Raw genomic sequence first — 22,102 nt, 5'->3', positions numbered from 1 at the left:
AATTCACCCAATTCTGGACCTTTGCGGTCCCGTCCGCAAAGAAAAATAACAACCACTTCCCACGCGTTGGCATGGCAGAAATGCGAAGGGAACGTGACAATGTCGAAACAAGGAGCAAACCATGCAGGTCAGCAGAAGGCAGTTCTTTAAGATCTGCGCTGGCGGTATGGCAGGCACCACGGCAGCGGCACTGGGCTTTGCACCCGGCGTAGCGCTCGCGGAAACACGGCAATATAAACTGCTGCGCACCCGCGAAACCCGTAACACCTGCACCTACTGTTCCGTTGGCTGTGGACTGTTGATGTACAGCCTCGGTGACGGAGCAAAAAACGCCAAAGCATCCATCTTCCATATTGAAGGGGACCCGGATCACCCGGTGAACCGCGGCGCACTGTGCCCGAAAGGCGCAGGTCTTGTGGACTTCATCCACTCTGAAAGCCGTTTGAAATTCCCGGAATACCGCGCACCAGGCTCAGATAAGTGGCAGCAAATTAGCTGGGATGAGGCATTCGACCGCATCGCTAAGCTGATGAAAGAAGACCGCGACGCTAACTACGTTGCACAAAACGCCGAAGGCGTAACCGTTAACCGCTGGCTTTCCACCGGGATGCTGTGTGCATCCGCTTCCAGTAACGAAACCGGCTATTTGACGCAAAAATTCTCCCGCGCGCTGGGTATGCTCGCGGTCGACAACCAGGCGCGTGTCTGACACGGACCAACGGTAGCAAGTCTTGCTCCAACATTTGGTCGCGGTGCGATGACCAACCACTGGGTCGACATTAAAAACGCCAACCTCGTTGTGGTGATGGGCGGTAACGCCGCTGAAGCTCACCCGGTCGGGTTCCGCTGGGCGATGGAAGCGAAAATTCACAACGGCGCTAAGCTGATTGTCATCGATCCTCGCTTTACGCGAACCGCAGCGGTGGCTGATTTCTATGCCCCAATTCGTTCCGGTACTGACATTGCCTTCCTGTCAGGCGTCATGCTGTACCTGCTGAATAACGAAAAATTCAACCGCGAATATACCGAGGCCTATACCAACGCCAGCCTGATCGTGCGCGAGGATTTTGGCTTCGAAGATGGCCTGTTTACCGGCTACGACGCGGACAAACGCAAGTATGACAAAACCAGTTGGAACTATGAGCTGGATGAAAACGGCTTCGCCAAACGCGATGTGACTCTGCAACATCCACGCTGTGTATGGAACCTGCTCAAACAGCACGTCTCCCGCTATACACCGGAGGTCGTAGAGAATATCTGCGGTACGCCGAAGGCCGATTTCCTGAAGGTCTGTGAATACATCGCAGAAACCAGCGCGAAAGACAAAACCGCATCATTCCTGTACGCGCTGGGCTGGACGCAGCACTCCGTGGGTGCGCAGAACATCCGTACGATGGCGATGATCCAGTTGCTCCTCGGCAACATGGGCATGGCCGGCGGCGGTGTTAACGCCCTGCGTGGTCACTCCAACATTCAGGGACTGACCGACCTTGGTCTGCTGTCACAGAGTCTGCCGGGTTATCTGACGCTGCCAAGCGAAAAACAGACCGACCTGCAAACCTACCTTGCCGCCAACACGCCAAAACCATTGCTGGAAGGTCAGGTAAACTACTGGGGCAACTACCCGAAATTCTTCGTTTCGATGATGAAAGCCTTCTTTGGCGATAAAGCGACAGCGGAAAATAGCTGGGGCTTCGACTGGCTGCCGAAGTGGGATAAAGGGTACGACGTCCTGCAGTACTTCGAGATGATGAACCAGGGCAAAGTGAATGGCTATATCTGCCAGGGCTTTAACCCGGTCGCCTCATTCCCGAACAAAAACAAGGTCGTGGCTTCACTGTCCAAACTGAAGTATCTGATCACTATCGACCCGCTCAACACAGAGACCTCCACCTTCTGGCAGAACCATGGTGAGTCGAACGATGTTGATCCGTCAAAAATCCAGACCGAAGTATTCCGTCTGCCGTCCACCTGCTTCGCCGAGGAGAACGGTTCGATCGTCAACTCCGGACGCTGGCTGCAGTGGCACTGGAAAGGCGCGGATGCCCCAGGGATTGCCGCAACCGATGGCGAAATCCTCGCCGGTATCTTCCTGCGCCTGCGCAAGATGTATGCCGAACAAGGTGGTGCAAACCCGGAACAGGTGCTGAGCATGACCTGGAACTACTCCACACCGCATGAGCCGGCTTCGGAAGAAGTGGCGATGGAGAGTAACGGTAAAGCGCTGGCTGATATTACCGACCCGGCAACCGGCGCGGTAATCGTCAAGAAAGGCCAACAGCTCAGCTCGTTCGCCCAACTGCGCGATGACGGCACGACCTCCAGCGGCTGCTGGATTTTTGCCGGTAGCTGGACGCCGGAAGGCAACATGATGGCGCGTCGCGATAACGCCGATCCGTCTGGCCTTGGCAATACGCTGGGTTGGGCCTGGGCGTGGCCGCTTAACCGCCGCATTCTTTATAACCGTGCTTCCGCAGACCCGCAGGGGAATCCGTGGGATCCGAAACGTCAGATCCTGAAATGGGATGGCGCGAAATGGAGCGGGATGGATATTCCAGACTACAGCGCCGCCGCACCGGGTACTGACGTCGGGCCGTTCATCATGCAGCCGGAAGGGATGGGACGCCTGTTTGCTATCGATAAGATGGCGGAAGGGCCGTTCCCGGAACACTACGAGCCGTTTGAAACGCCGCTCGGCACTAACCCGCTGCACCCGAACGTTATCTCTAACCCTGCCGCGCGTATCTTTAAAGGTGACGCGGAGGCGCTGGGTAAAGCGGATAAATTCCCGTATGTCGGTACAACTTATCGTCTGACCGAGCACTTCCACTACTGGACCAAGCATGCGCTGCTAAACGCCATCGCCCAGCCGGAACAGTTTGTGGAAATTGGCGAGAAGCTGGCGAATAAGCTCGGTATCTCTCATGGTGATACCGTCAAAGTCTCCTCTAACCGCGGCTATATTAAAGCCAAAGCAGTGGTGACCAAACGTATTCGCACGTTGAAGGCCAACGGTAAGGATATCGACACTATCGGTATTCCGATTCACTGGGGCTACGAAGGTGTGGCGAAAAAAGGCTTTATCGCTAACACGTTAACGCCATTCGTTGGTGATGCGAATACGCAGACGCCGGAATTTAAGTCCTTCCTCGTGAACGTGGAAAAGGTGTAACGGAGACGACCTATGGCTTATCAATCGCAAGACATCATTCGTCGATCCGCCACTAACGGTTTCACCCCCGCGCCTCAGGCGCGGGATCACCAGGAAGAGGTGGCGAAACTTATCGACGTCACTACCTGCATCGGCTGTAAAGCCTGTCAGGTGGCGTGTTCCGAGTGGAACGACATCCGTGATGAAGTGGGCAACAACGTTGGGGTGTATGACAACCCGGCTGATTTGACCGCGAAATCCTGGACGGTGATGCGCTTCTCGGAAGTGGAACAGAACGACAAACTTGAGTGGCTGATCCGTAAGGATGGCTGTATGCACTGCGCCGATCCGGGCTGCCTGAAGGCGTGTCCGGCTGAAGGCGCTATCATTCAGTATGCCAACGGTATCGTCGACTTCCAGTCCGAGCAGTGCATCGGCTGCGGCTACTGCATTGCTGGCTGCCCGTTCGATGTGCCGCGCCTCAACCCGGAAGACAACCGCGTGTACAAATGTACGCTGTGCGTCGACCGTGTAGTGGTCGGGCAAGAACCGGCCTGCGTGAAAACCTGCCCAACCGGGGCGATTCATTTCGGCACGAAAGAGTCGATGAAAACCCTGGCCGGTGAGCGCGTGGCGGAGCTGAAAACGCGTGGTTACGATAACGCGGGTCTGTACGATCCGGCAGGCGTTGGCGGTACGCACGTAATGTACGTATTGCACCATGCCGACAAGCCGAATCTGTACCACGGTCTGCCGGAGAACCCGGAAATCAGCGCCACCGTGAAGTTCTGGAAAGGCATCTGGAAACCGTTGGCAGCGGTCGGCTTCGCAGCGACGTTTGCGGCCAGTATCTTCCACTACGTCGGTGTGGGTCCAAACCGTGCGGAAGAGGAAGAAGACAATCTGCATGAAGAGAAAGACGAGGTGCGCAAATGAAACGACGTGACACCATCGTGCGCTACACGGCGCCGGAACGCATCAACCACTGGATAACCGCCTTCTGCTTTATTCTGGCGGCAGTGAGCGGGATGGGTTTTCTCTTCCCGTCTTTTAACTGGCTGATGCACATCATGGGCACGCCGCAACTGGCGCGAATTGTGCACCCGTTTGTCGGCGTGATCATGTTTGCCTCTTTTATCATCATGTTTTTCCGTTACTGGCACCACAATCTAATCAATCGGGATGATATCTTTTGGGCGAAGAATATTCGTAAGATTGTCGTCAACGAGGAAGTAGGTGACACGGGACGTTATAACTTCGGCCAGAAATGCGTATTCTGGGCGGCGATTATCTTCCTGGTGCTGTTACTGGTGAGCGGAGTGATCATCTGGCGTCCGTATTTTGCGCCTGCTTTCTCAATCCCGGTGATCCGATTCGCGTTAATGCTGCATTCATTTGCCGCAGTAGCGTTAATTGTGGTTATCATGGTGCACATTTACGCCGCCCTTTGGGTGAAAGGCACCATTACCGCGATGGTGGAGGGATGGGTTACTAAATCGTGGGCGAAGAAACATCATCCGCGCTGGTACCGTGAAGTCCGCCAGAAACAGGAAAAGTCATCTGAATGAGTATTCGCATAATCCCGCAAGATGAGCTGGGTTCGAGCGAGAAACGCACGGCGGATATGATTCCGCCGTTATTGTTCCCCAGACTCAAAAATTTGTATAACCGCCGTGCTGAACGTCTGCGCGAGCTGGCCGAAAACAACCCGCTGGGCGATTATCTGCGCTTTGCCGCGCTGATCGCCCACGCACAGGAAGTGGTACTGTACGATCATCCGCTGCAGATGGATCTGACCGCTCGTATCAAAGAAGCGAACGATCAGGGCAAGCCGCCGCTGGATATCCACGTCCTGCCACGTGACAAGCACTGGCAAAAACTGCTGCAATCGTTAATTGCTGAGCTGAAGCCAGAAATGAGCGGCCCTGCACTGGCGGTGATCGAGAATCTGGAAAAAGCCTCAGAGCAGGAGCTGGAGCTGATGGCAAGCGCGCTGTTTGCCTCAGATTTTGCCTCCGTCAGTAGCGATAAAGCCCCGTTCATTTGGGCCGCTCTGTCGCTCTACTGGGCGCAGATGGCAAGTCTGATCCCCGGCAAAGCGCGCGCTGAGTACGGTGAACAGCGTCAGTTCTGCCCGGTATGTGGTTCGATGCCGGTCTCCAGCATAGTGCAAATCGGTACGACTCAGGGGCTGCGTTATTTGCACTGCAACCTGTGCGAAACCGAGTGGCACGTGGTGCGCGTGAAGTGCAGCAACTGCGAACAGAGCCGTGACTTGAACTACTGGTCGCTGGATAACGAGCAGGCGGCAATTAAAGCCGAAAGCTGCGGCGACTGCGGGACTTACCTGAAGATTCTCTACCAGGAAAAAGACCCGAAAGTCGAGGCCGTGGCCGACGACCTCGCGTCACTGATGCTGGACGCCCACATGGAGCAAGAAGGCTTTGCCCGCAGCTCTATCAACCCGTTCTTATTCCCGGGTGAAGGGGAGTAAAACCCCAGTACTGCCGGGCGACACTGGTCGCCCGGACTATAACGTATACGGTGTGACCACACCGGATATGCTTGCAAAATCTTTGGTATTACGCGTAACCAGTGTCAGATGATGAATCTGCGCAGTAGCCAGGATAATGGCATCCGGCAATTTCATCCCGTATTCTTGCCTGATATTCACGCTTCGCTCAGCAATATCCTGTGAAACACCAATAATGTTAAAAGCGCCTAGCGCAATGCGAGTACGGGCCTCCTGATGGTATTTTTTTGCGCCTACCATCACCTCCATCCAGGTAATGAGACTGATTGCGTTCTGTGGCGGCCATGTTTCTATCGCCAGTTTTGCTTCACTTCGCCCGCTAAACAGGTCGATGAGGATATTGGTATCAAAAAGCGCAGACCCTTTGACCATTACCATTCCTCACGAAGTTTACGTTGGTATTCAACGCCATCTTCCTCACAGCCTTGCCAGAGCCCCAATGCTTTCGAAATTGTGGTTTCAGCCCGATCCTGTCTTTCCAGATACTGCTCAACGGCCTCCCGCAAGAGTTCTGCACGAGGCAGGTTGCGTTGCACCTTGAGATCGTCAAGCCGTTTAATCACGTCGTCTGATAAATCGAGTAAAATTCTGCCCATATCCATCCCAGCCATCATACTCACATATACCTCCAGTATATCATTCGCGCTTATTTTTCAAACAACATACACCTGAGACTGACGAGAAAATAGTTATTATGCGAACGATTTTTATTTTTGCGAGCCGCTTTCCAGAATCGTACGCAGCCCAATTTTCCCATTTTCATTCGTACCAAATCGGGTTATAAAACTGTATATCCATACAGATAAAGGCAATGAAAAATGGCACTGGAAAGCGGGATTGCGCAGTTAGTGGAGGAATTTATCTCGGCGGGACGCCCCTCTTCTCGCGAACAGAATATTGATGACCGGAGGGCGGGCTACATCGCCAGCACGACACTGGCAGGAGAAACAGAAACCCGCGTCCAGGTTGAAGATATTGAACTCGATGCCATGACGTTTCGCGTGGTTTCGCCGCTCAATGCCACAGGAAAATTACCCTGCGTCATTTATTATCATGGTGGCTGCTTTGTCAGCGGTGGCTTTGCCACTCACGATAACCAGCTAAGGCAGTTAGCTTTTTACAGTAATTGTCGCGTGATTGCCGTGCAGTACCGACTTGCGCCAGAGCACACCTTCCCGGCCGCGCATAACGATGCCGAAACCGGAGCCAATACTATCTGGAAATATGCCCAGAAACTGGGGATAGACCGCGCGAACATTACGCTTGCCGGCGATAGCGCGGGCGGGCATCTGGCGCTGGTCACCGCGCTACGCCTGAAAGCCGCCCGTCAATGGCAACCTGCACAGCTGACTCTGATCTACCCCATGCTGGACGCAACCGCCAGATTTGAGAGCTACGCCCGTAACGGGCAGGATTACATTATCACGCGTGACACGCTGCTTTCAGGCTACGAGATGTATATGCCGCAAACCGATCCACTGCATCCTGAAGTCAGTCCGCTGTGGCGTGAAGACTTCACCGGTCTGCCACCCACGCACATCATTACTGCCGAATTCGACCCACTGCGCGATGAGGGCGAGGCCCTGTATCAACGGTTCCAGGAACAGGGTGTGGAATGCACTTGCCAGCGCTATCTCGGTGTCATCCATGGCTTTTTCCAGCTCGGAGGTGTGAGCCAGGCGGCACGAAGCGCCATGCGAGATGTGGCCTGGCGTGTTGTAAGTCCATCAACAGGGAAAATAATCTAAAATTCAATTTAGTTTTCAACTTGAAAACCTGATGATGCTGCGCTAAATTGTTTTCAGGTTGAAAACTTTGTAATGGAACTACATCGTGCATGTTATCAGCCGAAAACCATTCAATGAGGCGATGCTCATGTATCCAAACCATGGGCTTGCTCTCGCTGAGTTGCTGAATGTTCTGGAGAAAAAAACATTCACTCTGCCTGAAGAGATGAGGCAGTTTATTCCTTCACTGGATAATTTTAAGTACAGAGATAAATGGTGGGTGATTGATGTTTCTGGTAATAGCCTAAGACTCATCTCCTACATAGATTTCAGGTCACATAAGATATTTGTCAAACATATCGTTTCCCATGCCGAATATGACAAACTGACAGCATATTATCGGGGTAATAAAGAATGAGAACGCATCGTCAGATGGATGCCGCCAGCGCAAAAAAGATCGTTGATACTTTCAGCGATGCGGTAAAAAACCTCCCACTGTTGGGGGAAGAACGAAATGACACTGAGTATCGCAGGGCACTAGCGCTAGTGGAGTTTCTGGTCGACCACGACGATCTTGAAAACCCCCTATTCGAATTACTCAGTGCCCGAATCAGTGAATACGAAAAACATGCGCCTGAATTCAAAGCACTCAACCAACACCTGGAGAAAACTCCCTCTGGCGTTTCAGTATTGCGAACGCTCATGGATCAGTACGGTCTCAAAGCAGCCGATCTTGCCAACGAACTCGGTTCAAAATCGAACGTCAGCAACATCTTAAATGGCCGTAGATCACTGACACTAAGCCATATAAAAGCGCTTACAGAACGCTTTAAACTACCAGCGGATGCATTCATCGAGTAGTCGGATACTTCTATCTACTCTTCCTCATTTCCGCCCTCTTCATACGCGCCAAACGGTTTCGCGGGTAGCACAATATACGTGCCTTCAAACACGACGCCAGGCGAGTCATCGCCAAATACCTCGACCTGCATCTTCACACGCGCCTTGCGGCCTCTCGCCAGACGGTCGAGGTCACCACTCAGCGAGCCCAGGTCGGCGATGGCGGTCGGTTTCCCGGTGATTGGCCTGCTGTAGCGGATATGCGCATCGGCAAGGATAATGGTTCCCCCCAAATGACGTTCACGCAGCATCAGCCAGATCAGCCCCCAACCCGTTAATGTCGCCAGAGAAAACAGGCTCCCGGCAAACAGAGTATGGTGCGGATTCTGATTACCCGTCTCGGGCATCGTCGTAATAAATTTCTGCCCGGTATACTGTTGAATACGCACACCCATTTTCTCACTCAAGGGAATATGTTCGTACCAGGCTTGCTGTAACTGTCCGCACCAGTCGCCGCGATGGAGAATATCGTCCAACGTCGCGATGGGCTTAATCATCAAAAAGTGGCGCACCGGCGTGGTTTGCGGTGTGGTGATCTCTCCCTGGCTCACAAACCCCAGTTTGGCGAAAAATTCGACCGCATCTTCACGGGCGCTACAGGTTACGCGCTTTACCCCTTCCTGACGCGCGACAGACTCCAGGGTCATCGCCATCAATGTTCCCAGCCCTTTCTCCTGCACGGAGGGATCAACAGCCATAAAGCGTATGGAGGCTTCGTTATCCGCATTGATATACAGACGCCCTACCGCGACCAGATTACCCTCTTCGTCCACCACCATCTGGTGATGCGCCATTGCGTCCCAGGCATCCCGTTCGGAGCCTTTTGGCTGGTGCAACGGTTTACGCAGCATCTCCCAGCGAAACTGGTAGTAACGCTCCAACTCTTCTTCTGTTTGCGGTACTCGAAGGTGATACATAGCTGTACTCTCTCTTGTTGCCCGCGGCCACACCGGTAGCTGGTTCATACTTGTAACCAGAACGTCACGGGGCCATCATTAACCAGCGAAACCTGCATATCCGCAGCGAATCGGCCGGTTTGCGTATTCATTTCCTGTTGGCGGCAACGCTCAACAAAGTACTCATACAGTGCTTCTGCCCGATCGGGCGCGGCGCCTTTTGAAAAGCCTGGGCGCATGCCGCTCTCAGTATCTGCCGCCAATGTAAATTGCGAGACCACCAGCACGCTGCCGCCTGACTGCTGCACATTCAGGTTCATTTTGCCTTCGGCATCGCTAAAGATTCGATAGCCGAGTACGCGTTCGCACAGGCGGTTCGCTTTTTGTTCGTCATCATCCCTTTCGACACCTAACAGGACCAAAAGTCCTGGGCCAATTTCACCCGTCACCTCGCCCTCCACGGTGACGCTGGCACGGGTTACGCGCTGAATTAATGCAATCATGGTTGCTCTGCTTCTTCTTGTTCTGCGGCTTGTTTAAGTTTGCGGTATTCCCCGAGAGTGACAGTTATTTCCGCGCCTAGCAAGACGATACACCACGTCCAGTATACCCAGACAAATAAAATGGGGATCACCGCCAGGACACCGTAAATGAGCTGATACGACGGGAACATCGTGATGTAGAGCGCAAATCCTTTCTTTCCGGCTTCGAACAACACGGCGGCCACAAAAGCGCCAATAACCGCATCACGGTTGGGCACACGGGTTGTCGGTACAATGCTATAAAGCAGCCAGAATGAGAGCCAGGAAAGCACCAGCGGGAAAATACGCAGAATGTTATCAATCACCGTGTTGAGATCGCTGGCCCAGCGCAATGACAACAGATAAGAGCTGATCGCCAGACTGGCCCCCGCCAGTAGAGGACCTAGCGTTAAAATCATCCAGTAAACGGCAAAAGAGTAAACTTTAGGGCGAGTGCGCTTACTGCGCCAGATAGTATTCAGCGCGTTATCAATGGAATACATCAGCAATAACGCCGTAACAATCAGCCCACATGCTCCAACGGCGGTCATTTTGTTCGAGTTGGCGACAAACTGTTCGATATAACGCTGGATAACGTCACCCGTCGCCGGGATAAAGTTCGCAAAAATAAAATGCCGTAACTGGACACTAACGTCAGAAAACATCGGAAAGGCGGCAAAAAGAGCAAACACAACGGCAATAAGCGGCACTAATGAGAGCAATGAAACGTAGGCAAGATTCCCTGCCAGCGTCGTCATGTTGTCTTCATCAATCCGCTGCCATAGTAGCTTCAGCCAGGCCCGTACAGGACGCGTATGGTGCCTGGCTTGTTGCTGAACATTTTTTAGCATAACAACTTCGCGAAATAGTCAGGAATGGTCGCTTTATCGATGACCTGGATACTGGTAATACCTAACCGGTTAGCCCCTTCAATATTATCGGCGTTATCGTCAAAAAAGACCGCATCGTGCGCAGAAAAACCTTCAGCCTGCAGGACATGCTGGTAAATCCGCGCTTCCGGTTTACGCATGCCCAGATCCTGGGAAAGATAAATATGGTCCGCGGCCTGACGGATCTCGGGGTATTCATCCGGCCAAAACGTTGTGTGCAGACGGTTGGTATTCGACAAAACGACCACCCGATGCCCCTGCTCACGCAGTTTGTGCATGATATCGATAACCTCTGGGCGTAACGCGACAAAAACCGCCTGCCAGCCGTGGGAAAATTGCTCGTAGCTTAGCGGCAGCGCCATCTCATGGCATAGCGCCTCCGCAAACGCTTCATCCGTTATTTCACCTCGCTCATGCTGGTGAAAAGCCTCGCCCATGCTGAAACTTTGCTTTAGCGAAGCTAGCGGTACACGGCTCAGATCGCTCCATGTGCCTAACACGCGATTGAAGTCGATATCGACAATCACATTACCCAAATCAAAGATATAGAGCATGCCCTTCTCCTTATTCGCCGTGGATGAATAACTGTAGCGGGAAAGAAGAAGTTTGACTATGCGCGAATGATGGCTGCGAATTTATCGAGCCATCATTGGGAGAATTACCCGACCTGAGCATCATCCTGTGACGGACTCACCTGCACAATTTCCACCTGCTGAGACTGGAGTAAATTATGCAATGCGGGACCAGGGTATTCATCGGTAAACAGCGCGGTCACCTGAGACACATTGCCAATCTCTACCGCGGCAGAAGCCGTGTATTTCGTATGATCCGCAGCCAATAGAATATGCCTTGAATGGGCCATCATCGTTTTCACGACGCTGGCCTCGTTGACATCAAACTCCAGCAAAGCGCCATCACTTTCGATCGCGCCGACGCTGGTCACCAGGTAATCAGCCCGAAAATCAGCGACAAATGCCGTAGCGGAAGGACCGATAATGCCACTGTTATGCGGACGTAACGTTCCACCTGGCACCATAACTTCAAAACGTGGATTGTTATAAAGAATATGTGCCACGCGCAGGCTGTTAGTGATAATGCGTAAATGATTATGGTTCAATAGCGCCCGCGCCACCTGCTCAACGGTGGTGCCAATAGTAATAAACACCGTTGACCCATCAGGAATATAGTCAGCCACCGCTTCCGCGATGGCTTTTTTCTCTTCCGTCCAGGAGACTTCACGCTGCTCGAACGCCGTATTCACCACGCTGGAGGCTCTGCCCGCGCCGCCATGATGACGCGTAATTAATCCCTGCTCGCTGAGTTTACGAATATCACGACGCACGGTCTGCGTGGACACGTCCAGCAAATTGGCAAGCTCATCAATATTCATATAACCGCGCTCGCTAATCAGCATCAGTAGCTGATCGTGTCGCGGATTACCGGTCAGTTCGGTAAGACTCATGAAATTTCCTCGAAAAACCATTGCCCTGGCATTTTATACAAAAAGTGACAGAAAAGATCGGGTTTGATCACAGTCAGGGATTCCGGCTCGTCCTCCCGGGCGCGTGCATTTTAGCGCCGCAACGCCACTGGCGAACCTGACAGCGTCTTGCGGGGTATTTCCGTTAGCCAGACTGAACGCGAGCGCGCCGTGAAAAACATCCCCGGCCCCGGTGGTGTCAACAACGTCGACGGTAAAACCAGATTGATGCTGCAACGTATTATTTTCTATCCAGTCGCAACCTTCACGCCCTCGCGTCACATAAACATGTCCATTTGTGAGCGTTTTTGCTTTTTTCAGTCCGGCCTGCGGATCGTTTATCCCGGTCATACGCGCCAGACCCGGTTCAGAGAACGCGGCATGATCGCTTAACGTCACCAGCTCACGGATATCCTGCGGCGTTACGTCACCATCCAGTACCGTCATGACCCCCGCCCGACGTGCCAGCGTGAACGCCTGTTTGGTCCCCTCGTGCCAGCGAACATCCGCTAACACCACATCCCACTGGGAAAAATCAATCTCATTGAGCCAGCCAGCGTCATGCAGTAAATCCGGGCTGGGATAGTTAACGATAATTCGTTCCCCTTGTGCATCAACCAGAATTGCCGATTGGGAGGATTGCGCCCCCACGTAGCGTCGGGTGTAGCGCGTATTCACCCCCAGGGATTCCAGCTCCGCCAGCAGGCTATTTCCGGTGTCATCGTCGCCCACACGACCAATAAAATCCACCTGCGCGCCCAGCTTCGCTGCAGCCACCGCGGCCGTTGCCGCAGGCCCGCCGCCCACTTCCGTATAACGCTTCGCCACATATTTACCTCCTTCAGTCGGTAACTCCTCCACGTAATAGATGCGATCCATCACGGCAATACCTACACAAGCAATACGAATCATGGTCATTCCTTAGGCGTTTCAAGATGGGATCATTTTAATTTCACAAAATGTTTAAAAAGTGACGGCTGTCAATTTTTTGACCATAAATTACAAATACGATCAAAAACAGACAAAAACAAGCGACCTTAAATGACAAAAAATGACATCCACGTCTCAGGAGAACGTTATGGCAGTTATAGCATTTATCGGATTAGGTCAGATGGGTTCACCCATGGCGAGCAACTTGCTGAAGCAGGGTCATCAACTCAGCGTCTTTGACGTTAACCCGGATGCCGTTCAGCGCCTGGTGGAAAAAGGAGCACAGCCTGCCAGCAGCCCGGCTCAGGCAGCAAAAGAGGCGGAATTTGTCATCACTATGCTCCCCAACGGCGATCTGGTGCGCAGCGTACTGTTCGGTGAACAGGGAATCTGCGAAAGCCTCTCCCCGCAGGCGTTGGTGATTGATATGTCCACCATTCACCCGCTGCAAACCGACAAACTGATTACCGATATGCGTGCCAAAGACTTTGACATGATGGATTGCCCGGTTGGACGCACCTCCGATCACGCCATCGCGGGAACGCTGCTGCTGCTGGCGGGCGGAACAGCAGAACAGGTGGAACGCGCCACACCGGTGCTGATGGCGATGGGGAATGAGCTGATCAACGCAGGGGGTCCCGGCATGGGGATCCGCGTGAAGCTCATCAACAATTACATGAGTATCGCGCTGAACGCCCTCTCAGCCGAAGCTGCCGTGTTATGCGAAGCGCTCGGCCTCTCCTTCGATGTGGCTCTGAAGGTAATGAGCGGTACTCCTGCCGGAAAAGGCCATTTCACTACCTCCTGGCCGAACAAAGTGCTGAAAGGCGATCTTTCTCCCGCTTTCATGATCGATTTAGCTCACAAAGATCTTGGCATCGCGCTGGATGTCGCAAACCTTCTGCATGTGCCGATGCCGCTCGGCGCCGCCTCCCGCGAAGTTTATAACCAGGCCCGTGCCGCTGGCCGTGGCCGGGAAGACTGGACCGCAATTCTTGAGCAGGTTCGCGCGTCTGCCGGATTGAATCACCAATTTTAATAAGTAAAAGGACTGAACAATGACGAAGTACACCCTGAAAGATATCACCCGAGCTTCCGGCGGTTTTGCCATGCTGGCAGTCGATCAGCGCGAGGCCATGCGCTTAATGTTTGTCGCAGCGGGTGCAAAATCCCCGGTCAATGACAGCGTGCTGACCGATTTCAAGGTCAATGCGGCAAAGATCCTGTCCCCCTATGCCTCCGCCATTTTAGTCGATCAGCAGTTCTGCTACCGCCAGGTTGTAGAGCAAAACGCGGTTGCCAAAAGCTGCGCCATGATTGTTGCCGCTGATGACTTTATTCCGGGTAACGGCATTCCGGTCGATAGCGTGGTGATTGATAAAAAAATCAACCCGCAGGCCGTGAAGCAAGATGGCGCCAAGGCTCTCAAACTGCTGGTGCTGTGGCGTAGCGATGAGGATGCCCAGCAGCGTCTGGATATGGTTAAAGAATTCAATGCGCTATGCCACTCCAATGGCCTGCTGAGCATCATCGAGCCGGTTGTCCGTCCACCGCGCCGCGGCGATAAGTTCGATCGCGAGCAGGCCATTATCGATGCCGCAAAAGAGCTGGGCGATAGCGGCGCCGATCTCTACAAGGTCGAAATGCCGCTGTATGGCAAAGGGACCCAACAGGAATTGCTCAGCGCCTCCCAGCGTCTGAATGAAAACATCAACATGCCGTGGGTCATTCTCTCTTCCGGCGTGGATGAAAAACTGTTCCCACGCGCAGTCAGTGTGGCGATGACCGCTGGCGCATCCGGCTTCCTGGCCGGGCGTGCTGTCTGGTCATCAGTTATTGGCCTGCCGGACACCGAACTGATGCTGCGCGACGTTTCCGCACCGAAGTTGCAGCGTCTGGGCGATATCGTCGACGAAATGATGGCCCGCCGTTAATCGAGGATCAAAGCATGAAATGGTTTAACACCTTAAGCCACAACCGCTGGCTGGAGCAGGAAACTGACCGCATCTTTAACTTTGGTAAAAATGCTGCTGTCCCGACCGGTTTTGGCTGGCTGGGAAATAATGGCCAGGTCAGAGCGGATATGGGTACGCATCTGTGGATCACCGCCCGCATGCTGCACGTTTACTCCGTTGCCGCATCCATGGGTCGCCCGGGCGCATATCAGTTAGTCGACCACGGAATTAAAGCGCTGAATGGCGCGCTACACGACACACGTTACGGAGGCTGGTACGCCTGCGTAAATGACGAAGGCGTGATGGATGCCTCCAAACAGGGCTATCAGCATTTCTTCGTCTTACTTGGTGCTGCCAGCGCGGTCACTACCGGGCATCCGCAGGCCAGACAATTGCTGGATGACGCTATCGAAGTGATTGAGAAGTACTTCTGGAGCGAAGATGAGCAGATGTGTCTGGAGTCCTGGGACGAAGCCTTCAGCCAGACGGAAGATTACCGCGGCGGCAACGCCAACATGCACGCGGTTGAAGCTTTCCTGATCGTTTATGACGTTACCCATGATCGCAAATGGCTCGATCGCGCACTGCGTATCGCATCGGTAATTATTCACGACGTGGCTCGCAGCGGGGAGTATCGCGTCAACGAACACTTCGATTCACAGTGGAACCCAATCCGCGATTACAACAAAGAGAATCCAGCGCATCGTTTCCGCGCCTACGGCGGCACGCCGGGCCACTGGATCGAGTGGGGCCGCCTGATGTTGCATCTGCATGCCGCGCTGGAGGCCCGCTTTGAAACACCTCCCGCCTGGTTGCTGGAAGATGCCAAGGGTCTGTTCCACGCCACTATCCGCGATGCCTGGGCGCCGGACGGCGCAGACGGCTTTGTCTACTCGGTGGACTGGGACGGAAAACCCATTGTGCGCGAAAGAGTGCGTTGGCCGATAGTCGAGGCCATGGGCACCGCCTACGCCCTCTACACCCTAACCGGCGATAGCCAGTACGAAGCCTGGTATCAGAAGTGGTGGGATTACTGCATCACGTATCTGATGGACTACGAGACCGGTTCATGGTGGCAGGAGCTGGATGCCGATAACAAGGTGACCACCAAAGTTTGGGACGGTAAGCAGGATATTTACCATCTGCTGCACTGCCTCGTGATCCCACGTTTACCGCTGGCTCCGGGTCTTGCACCGGCAGTTGCAGCCGGTCTGCTGGATATCAACGCCAAATAAGTCACGAGGTGAGCTGTCATGCATAGCGGTGGAAAAACCCTTCATCTTCAGGCTGGTCATTACCAGGCGAAAATCGTCACGGTTGGCGCTGGGTTAGCAGAATTGACGCACCGTGGGCGTCACGTCGTTATTCCACATAAGCCGGAAGAGATGCCGCTGGCACATTTGGGAAAAGTGTTAATTCCCTGGCCAAACCGTATTGCAGACGGCTGCTATCAACATAACGGCAAGGCCTTTCAGCTTGCCGTTAACGACCCTGTTTCGCATACCGCCATTCATGGATTACTGGCCTGGCGCGACTGGCAGATTAACCAACTGTCAAACACGGAAGTGTCGCTGACGATTTTTCTACCGCCCTCTTATGGCTATCCCTTTGCGCTGGTTTCAGAGGTGATTTACCGACTGGAGGCAGACTGCGGATTGCACGTCATTATTCGTACCCAGAATGTGGGTGACGAAATCGCACCGTATGGCGCGGGAGCACATCCCTACCTGACCTGCAATTTGCAATCCATTGATAGCTGCGAATTAACGCTCCCGGCGAGTGATGTCACCCACGGTGAATGGGATTTCACAACGCCGCGTGTTATCGCTCAGACCACTATCGATCACACGTTCAGGATCTTGCTGCCTGAGGCTGAGTGGGAGGTCAGACTGACCTGCCCAACACAAAATATATCCACATACCTGCGCAGCCACCAGCCCTGGCTGCAGGTGTATACCGGCGAAAAATTAGCACGCCGCGGCCTGGCAGTAGAACCGATGACCTGCCCGCCCGACGCCTTTAACTCCGGGATTAGCCTGATTCATCTCGCGCCCGGAGAAACGCATCAAATGCATTTTTTAATCGGCAGTGAATAACAGATTTCCGACAAATTACCGAAATACCCTATTTTTACGGAGACGAAAATGAATTCGCTACAACAACGGTCCGCCGCATTAGAACTGACGACGTTACAAAATGGATTTACGCTGACGTACCACCAGCGCCCGATCTTACGTCACAGCGCAGAGACCCCTTGCCTGTGGATTGGCGCTGGCGTTGCCGACATTGATATGTTCCGCGGCAACTTCAGCATTAAAGACAAGCTCAACGAGAAGATTGCCCTGACCGACGCCACAGTAAGCGAGTCGCCTGAGGGCTGGCGGGTCGATTTCAGCCGCGGTAATACCATCAACGCCACGCTGCACATTTCTACCGACGAACAGGGTCGTTTGAAGCTCGACCTCCATAACGAGGAACGCAGCCATAACCGTATCTGGCTGCGTCTGGCCGCTAACCCAGACGATCATATTTACGGCTGTGGCGAACAGTTCTCTTACTTCGATTTGCGCGGTAAGCCATTCCCACTGTGGACCAGCGAACAGGGCGTGGGCCGCAACAAAAACAGCTATGTCACGTGGCAGGCCGACTGCAAAGAAAATGCCGGCGGTGACTACTACTGGACCTTCTTCCCACAACCAACCTTTGTCAGTACGCAGAAGTATTATTGCCACGTTGATAACAGCTGCTATATGAATTTCGACTTTAGCGCGCCGGAGTACCACGAACTGGCGTTGTGGGAAGACAAAACCACGCTGCGCATTGAGTGCGCCGACACCTTTATCTCTCTTTTGGAAAAACTGACCGCGCTGTTAGGCCGTCAGCCGGAGCTGCCGGACTGGATTTATGATGGCGTCACGCTGGGCATTCAGGGCGGAACAGAGGTGTGCCAGAAAAAACTGGACACCATGCGTAACGCAGGCGTGAAGGTAAACGGCATCTGGGCGCAGGACTGGTCCGGGATCCGCATGACCTCCTTTGGCAAGCGCGTGATGTGGAACTGGAAATGGAACAGCGACAACTATCCGCAGTTGGATAGTCGTATTCAGCAGTGGAAAGAAGAAGGCGTGCAGTTCCTCTCTTACATCAACCCGTACGTCGCCAGCGATAAAGATCTTTGCGCCGAAGCGGCTGCGCACGGCTATCTGGCAAAAGACGCCTCTGGCGCTGACTATCTGGTTGAGTTCGGCGAGTTTTACGGCGGCGTGGTCGATCTGACCAACTCCAAAGCCTACGCCTGGTTCAAAGAGGTCATCAAAAAGAACATGATCGAGCTGGGCTGCGGCGGCTGGATGGCCGACTTTGGCGAATACCTGCCAACCGACACTTACCTGCATAACGGCGTCAGCGCCGAAATTATGCATAACGCGTGGCCCGCACTGTGGGCGAAATGTAACTACGAAGCGCTGCAGGAGACCGGCAAGCTCGGCGAGATCCTGTTCTTTATGCGTGCGGGCTACACCGGTAGCCAGAAGTACTCCACCATGATGTGGGCGGGCGATCAGAACGTTGACTGGAGCCTCGACGACGGTCTGGCCTCCGTCGTTCCTGCCGCGCTGTCGCTGGCGATGACCGGCCACGGTCTGCACCACAGCGATATCGGCGGTTACACCACCCTGTTTGATATGAAGCGCAGCAAAGAGCTACTGCTGCGCTGGTGTGACTTTAGCGCCTTCACCCCGATGATGCGTACCCACGAAGGTAACCGTCCTGGCGATAACTGGCAGTTTGATGGCGATGAGGAAACCATTGCCCACTTTGCCCGTATGACCACCGTCTTCACCACCCTGAAACCGTATCTCAAACAGGCCGTCGCGCAAAACAGCGCCACCGGTCTGCCGGTAATGCGCCCGCTGTTCCTGCATTACGAAGACGATGCGCGCACCTACACCCTGAAGTATCAGTACCTGCTGGGACAAGATTTGCTGGTAGCGCCGGTTCACGAACAGGGACGCAGCGACTGGACGCTGTATCTGCCGGAGGATAGCTGGGTCAATGTCTGGACCGGGGAAACTTACCAGGGGGGTGAAATTACCGTGGACGCGCCGATTGGCCAGCCTCCGGTGTTTTATCGCGCGAAGAGTGAATGGGCGTCACTGTTTGCCACTTTACGCAACATCTAACACGGCTCGCCCGCGGGGCAACTCGCGGGCACATGGAGAATAATAATGAGTCAGACTTCCTCTAATCCGGCAACCCTACGCTTGCCGTTCAAAGAAAAACTCGCCTATGGGATGGGTGATTTAGGCTCCAATATCCTGTTGGACATTGGTACGCTCTATTTACTCAAGTTTTATACCGATGTCCTTGGTTTACCGGGAACTTATGGCGGTATCATTTTCCTTATCGCCAAGTTTTTTACCGCGTTTACCGATATGGGCACCGGGATTATGCTCGATTCGCGCCGCAAAATCGGCCCGAAAGGAAAATTCCGTCCATTCGTCCTTTATGCCGCATTTCCGGTTACCTTGCTGGCGATTGCCAACTTTGTCGGTACACCGTTTGAAGTCACCGGTAAAACGGTCATGGCAACGGTGCTGTTTATGCTGTACGGACTTTTCTTCAGCATGATGAACTGCTCTTACGGCGCGATGGTGCCTGCAATCACGAAAAACCCGGACGAACGCGCGTCGTTGGCTGCCTGGCGACAAGGAGGCGCAACTCTCGGCCTGCTGCTGTGCACCGTCGGCTTTGTTCCAGTGATGAACCTGATCGAAGGCAATTCACAGCTGGCTTATATTTTCGCCGCCACGCTGTTTTCGCTGTTTGGTCTGTTATTCATGTGGCTGTGCTATGCCGGGGTAAAAGAACGCTACGTGGAAGTGAAACCCGTGGATGCCGCGCAAAAACCGGGATTACTGCAATCCTTCCGCGCCATCGCCGGTAACCGCCCGCTATTTATTCTGTGTGTTGCCAACCTTTGCACGCTGGGCGCATTCAACGTCAAGCTGGCGATTCAGGTGTATTACACCCAGTACGTACTGAACGATCCGATCCTCCTTTCCTGGATGGGCTTTTTCAGCATGGGCTGTATCTTCATTGGCGTCTTCCTGATGCCTGGGATGGTCAGACGTTTTGGTAAGAAGAAGGTTTATATTGGCGGGCTGCTGATTTGGGTCGCGGGCGATCTGCTTAACTACTTCTTTGGCGGCGGCTCAGTCAGCTTTGTCGCCTTCTCCTGTCTGGCGTTCTTCGGCTCAGCCTTCGTCAACAGCCTGAACTGGGCGCTGGTTTCCGATACGGTGGAATATGGCGAATGGCGTACCGGCGTACGTTCTGAAGGCACGGTATACACTGGCTTCACCTTCTTCCGTAAAGTTTCACAGGCGCTGGCAGGCTTCTTCCCTGGCTGGATGCTGACGCAAATCGGCTACGTCCCCAACGTGGTGCAATCTGCGAGCACGGTCGAAGGTTTGCGGCAGCTGATCTTTATTTATCCGTGTGCCCTGGCAGTCATCACCATCGTCGCAATGGGCTGTTTCTACAATCTCAACGAAAAGATGTATGTCCGCATCGTTGAAGAGATAGAAGCACGTAAACAACCCGTTTGATAATAATAATGAATAGCGCCCTGCGGGGCGCTATTGAGGAGCGATTATGTCTTTTCATGATCCGCTAACGCTAAAACTGAGCCTGCGTGAAAAATTCGCCTACGGAGTGGGTGACTTCGGCTCAAATTTGATGCTGTGTATCGGCACGCTGTATCTGCTCAAATTTTATACCGATGAACTAGGGATGCCCGCATATTACGGTGGGATTATCTTTCTGGTGGCGAAGTTCTTCACCGCCTTTACCGATATGCTGACCGGTGTATTGCTGGACTCAAGGCGAAATATTGGCGCAAAAGGGAAATTCAGACCCTTTATTTTGTATGCATCATTTCCTGTCGCAGTCGTTGCCAGCGCCCAGTTTTTAGCGACTGATTTTACGCTCACGGTGAAAACCGGGCTGGCGACGGTGTTGTTTATGCTGTTCGGTCTGTTCTATAGCCTGATGAACTGCTCCTACGGCGCGATGGTGCCTGCAATCACGAAAAACCCACAGGAACGCGCTCAGCTCGCCGCCTGGCGTCAGGGTGGTGCCACCATTGGCCTGTTATTGTGTACCGTTGGTTTTATGCCAATTCAGGCGCTATTTGTCAGTTCCCCCTCATTGGGTTATCTGATTGCCGCACTGATCTTTTCGGTCTGCGGACTGTTCAGCATGTGGTGGTGCTTTAGCGGTGTGAAAGAACGCTATATCGAAATCGTGCCGGATCACCATAAGCCCAGCATTCTCAAATCGTTCTGTGCCATTTTCCGTAACCCTCCGCTGCTGGTGCTGTGTGTTGCCAACCTGTGCACACTGGCCGCATTCAACATAAAACTGGCCATCCAGGTGTATTACACCCAGTACGTGCTCAACGATATTCATCTGCTGTCGTGGATGGGTTTTTTCAGCATGGGATGCATTCTGGTCGGCGTGCTGCTGGTTCCCGCAGCCGTGAAACGCTTCGGTAAAAAGCAGGTTTATCTCGGCGGTCTGGCATTATGGGCTGTCGGTGATGTTCTGAACTTTTTCTGGGGCAGTACGTCATTTTTGTTCGTAACGTTCTCCTGTATGGCCTTCTTCGGGACAGCATTCGTCAACAGCCTGAACTGGGCGCTGGTTCCGGATACGGTTGATTATGGCGAATGGAAAACGGGGATCCGCGCGGAAGGCTCGGTGTATACGGGTTATACCTTTTCTCGCAAAATTTCCGCTGCGCTCGCAGGCTTCCTGCCAGGCATCATGCTGACGCAAATCGGTTATATTCCCAACATAACCCAGAGCGATGCGACCCTGCTTGGCCTGCGTCAGCTTATTTTTCTGTGGCCTTGCGGGCTGGCTATTATCGCTGCAATCACGATGGGTTTATTTTATAAACTCAATGAAACGCGTTTTGCTTTTATTATTGAGGAAATCAGCCAACGGAAGAAAAACAACACTCAACAGGATCCTGTTACCGCTAAAAATAATACCTCTGCTGTAAACGTATAAAAATAATTGCCGCTTATTCCATCTTAATGGATGGCGGCTTCC

At 53.4% G+C, this 22,102-nt stretch carries 22 protein-coding genes; 14 read left to right on the top strand and 8 right to left on the bottom strand.

The window, feature by feature from the left end; genetic code table 11:
- Window positions 1-121 precede the first annotated feature (121 nt).
- Genes fdnG through fdhE form a run of 4 tightly spaced genes read left to right on the top strand, consistent with a single transcriptional unit; the run spans window position 122 to window position 5,645 of the window.
- The gene (gene fdnG / locus FDX14_RS23240) at window positions 122-3,172 is read left to right on the top strand and encodes a formate dehydrogenase-N subunit alpha (protein WP_137350340.1); all 3,051 of its coding nucleotides are present in this window, start codon (window positions 122-124) and stop codon (window positions 3,170-3,172) included.
- Window positions 3,173-3,184: 12 nt separating this feature from the next.
- Window positions 3,185-4,087, top strand: coding sequence for a formate dehydrogenase O subunit beta (gene fdoH, locus FDX14_RS23235; RefSeq protein ID WP_042313505.1), 903 nt, complete (start codon window positions 3,185-3,187; stop codon window positions 4,085-4,087).
- Window positions 4,084-4,719: a formate dehydrogenase cytochrome b556 subunit gene (fdoI, locus tag FDX14_RS23230; protein WP_042313508.1), complete on the top strand. Its 636-nt coding sequence runs from the start codon at window positions 4,084-4,086 to the stop codon at window positions 4,717-4,719. Before fdoH ends, fdoI begins: the two co-directional genes overlap by 4 nt.
- Window positions 4,716-5,645, top strand: a complete 930-nt coding sequence (gene fdhE / locus FDX14_RS23225; protein WP_042313511.1) for a formate dehydrogenase accessory protein FdhE — start codon at window positions 4,716-4,718, stop codon at window positions 5,643-5,645. The genes fdoI and fdhE overlap by 4 nt, the downstream gene beginning before the upstream one ends.
- 36 nt (window positions 5,646-5,681) lie before the next feature.
- On the opposite strand, the gene FDX14_RS23220 is transcribed toward fdhE, so the two are convergent.
- Together FDX14_RS23220 and FDX14_RS23215 are read right to left on the bottom strand one after the other, a co-directional pair.
- Window positions 5,682-6,056 (bottom strand): type II toxin-antitoxin system VapC family toxin, encoded by a 375-nt coding sequence (locus FDX14_RS23220; protein WP_061382591.1) that lies wholly within the window; start codon window positions 6,054-6,056, stop codon window positions 5,682-5,684.
- On the bottom strand, window positions 6,056-6,298 hold the full coding sequence (locus FDX14_RS23215; RefSeq protein WP_001523745.1) for a ribbon-helix-helix domain-containing protein: 243 nt from the start codon (window positions 6,296-6,298) through the stop codon (window positions 6,056-6,058). Before FDX14_RS23215 ends, FDX14_RS23220 begins: the two co-directional genes overlap by 1 nt.
- Before the next feature lie 204 nt (window positions 6,299-6,502).
- On the opposite strand from FDX14_RS23215, the gene FDX14_RS23210 reads away from it, so the two are divergent.
- The 3 genes from FDX14_RS23210 (at window position 6,503) to FDX14_RS23200 (ending at window position 8,272) form a co-directional block, all read left to right on the top strand.
- Window positions 6,503-7,432 (top strand): alpha/beta hydrolase, encoded by a 930-nt coding sequence (locus tag FDX14_RS23210; protein ID WP_061382592.1) that lies wholly within the window; start codon window positions 6,503-6,505, stop codon window positions 7,430-7,432.
- Between the two features lie 85 nt (window positions 7,433-7,517).
- Window positions 7,518-7,829 carry a type II toxin-antitoxin system HigB family toxin gene (locus FDX14_RS23205; RefSeq protein WP_047025921.1) on the top strand — a complete coding sequence of 104 codons (312 nt, stop codon included), beginning with the start codon at window positions 7,518-7,520 and terminating at the stop codon, window positions 7,827-7,829.
- Window positions 7,826-8,272, top strand: coding sequence for a helix-turn-helix domain-containing protein (locus FDX14_RS23200; RefSeq protein WP_137350339.1), 447 nt, complete (start codon window positions 7,826-7,828; stop codon window positions 8,270-8,272). Before FDX14_RS23205 ends, FDX14_RS23200 begins: the two co-directional genes overlap by 4 nt.
- A gap of 14 nt (window positions 8,273-8,286) precedes the next feature.
- On the opposite strand, the gene fabY is transcribed toward FDX14_RS23200, so the two are convergent.
- The 6 genes from fabY to FDX14_RS23170 form a co-directional block, all read right to left on the bottom strand.
- A complete protein-coding gene (fabY, locus tag FDX14_RS23195; protein WP_032940213.1) occupies window positions 8,287-9,228 on the bottom strand; it encodes a fatty acid biosynthesis protein FabY in 942 nt (313 codons plus the stop codon).
- 44 nt (window positions 9,229-9,272) lie between these two features.
- Window positions 9,273-9,710: a D-aminoacyl-tRNA deacylase gene (gene dtd, locus FDX14_RS23190; RefSeq protein WP_079225730.1), complete on the bottom strand. Its 438-nt coding sequence runs from the start codon at window positions 9,708-9,710 to the stop codon at window positions 9,273-9,275.
- Window positions 9,707-10,579 (bottom strand): virulence factor BrkB family protein, encoded by an 873-nt coding sequence (locus FDX14_RS23185; RefSeq protein WP_042313529.1) that lies wholly within the window; start codon window positions 10,577-10,579, stop codon window positions 9,707-9,709. The genes dtd and FDX14_RS23185 overlap by 4 nt, the downstream gene beginning before the upstream one ends.
- The gene (yihX, locus tag FDX14_RS23180; RefSeq protein ID WP_038635879.1) at window positions 10,573-11,172 is read right to left on the bottom strand and encodes a glucose-1-phosphatase; all 600 of its coding nucleotides are present in this window, start codon (window positions 11,170-11,172) and stop codon (window positions 10,573-10,575) included. Before yihX ends, FDX14_RS23185 begins: the two co-directional genes overlap by 7 nt.
- A 104-nt stretch (window positions 11,173-11,276) precedes the next feature.
- On the bottom strand, window positions 11,277-12,080 hold the full coding sequence (locus FDX14_RS23175; protein ID WP_042313532.1) for a DeoR/GlpR family DNA-binding transcription regulator: 804 nt from the start codon (window positions 12,078-12,080) through the stop codon (window positions 11,277-11,279).
- Window positions 12,081-12,113: 33 nt separating this feature from the next.
- Window positions 12,114-13,010: a sugar kinase gene (locus FDX14_RS23170; RefSeq protein ID WP_137350338.1), complete on the bottom strand. Its 897-nt coding sequence runs from the start codon at window positions 13,008-13,010 to the stop codon at window positions 12,114-12,116.
- A gap of 166 nt (window positions 13,011-13,176) precedes the next feature.
- On the opposite strand from FDX14_RS23170, the gene yihU reads away from it, so the two are divergent.
- From yihU to FDX14_RS23135, 7 genes are read left to right on the top strand one after another with little or no spacing between them, the layout of a single operon-like run.
- Complete coding sequence (yihU, locus tag FDX14_RS23165) at window positions 13,177-14,067, top strand: sulfolactaldehyde 3-reductase (RefSeq protein ID WP_137350337.1); 891 nt, start codon at window positions 13,177-13,179, stop codon at window positions 14,065-14,067.
- 19 nt (window positions 14,068-14,086) lie between these two features.
- Window positions 14,087-14,962, top strand: a complete 876-nt coding sequence (gene yihT, locus FDX14_RS23160; protein ID WP_137350336.1) for a sulfofructosephosphate aldolase — start codon at window positions 14,087-14,089, stop codon at window positions 14,960-14,962.
- A gap of 14 nt (window positions 14,963-14,976) precedes the next feature.
- Window positions 14,977-16,218 carry a sulfoquinovose isomerase gene (yihS, locus tag FDX14_RS23155; protein ID WP_137350335.1) on the top strand — a complete coding sequence of 414 codons (1,242 nt, stop codon included), beginning with the start codon at window positions 14,977-14,979 and terminating at the stop codon, window positions 16,216-16,218.
- Between the two features lie 18 nt (window positions 16,219-16,236).
- Window positions 16,237-17,079 (top strand): aldose-1-epimerase, encoded by an 843-nt coding sequence (locus FDX14_RS23150; RefSeq protein WP_137350334.1) that lies wholly within the window; start codon window positions 16,237-16,239, stop codon window positions 17,077-17,079.
- Between the two features lie 48 nt (window positions 17,080-17,127).
- Entirely contained in the window at window positions 17,128-19,164 is a 2,037-nt protein-coding gene (locus FDX14_RS23145) for an alpha-glucosidase (RefSeq protein WP_137350333.1), read from the top strand.
- 45 nt (window positions 19,165-19,209) lie between these two features.
- A complete protein-coding gene (locus tag FDX14_RS23140; RefSeq protein ID WP_006686128.1) occupies window positions 19,210-20,592 on the top strand; it encodes an MFS transporter in 1,383 nt (460 codons plus the stop codon).
- A gap of 46 nt (window positions 20,593-20,638) precedes the next feature.
- Window positions 20,639-22,060 (top strand): MFS transporter, encoded by a 1,422-nt coding sequence (locus FDX14_RS23135; RefSeq protein ID WP_137350332.1) that lies wholly within the window; start codon window positions 20,639-20,641, stop codon window positions 22,058-22,060.
- Window positions 22,061-22,102 lie beyond the last annotated feature (42 nt).

Source organism: Citrobacter sp. wls710 (genome assembly GCF_005281115.1).
Lineage (GTDB): Bacteria > Pseudomonadota > Gammaproteobacteria > Enterobacterales > Enterobacteriaceae > Citrobacter > Citrobacter werkmanii.
The sequence above is the reverse complement of the archived record's forward strand: the minus strand, read 5'-3'. Positions and strand labels throughout refer to the sequence as shown.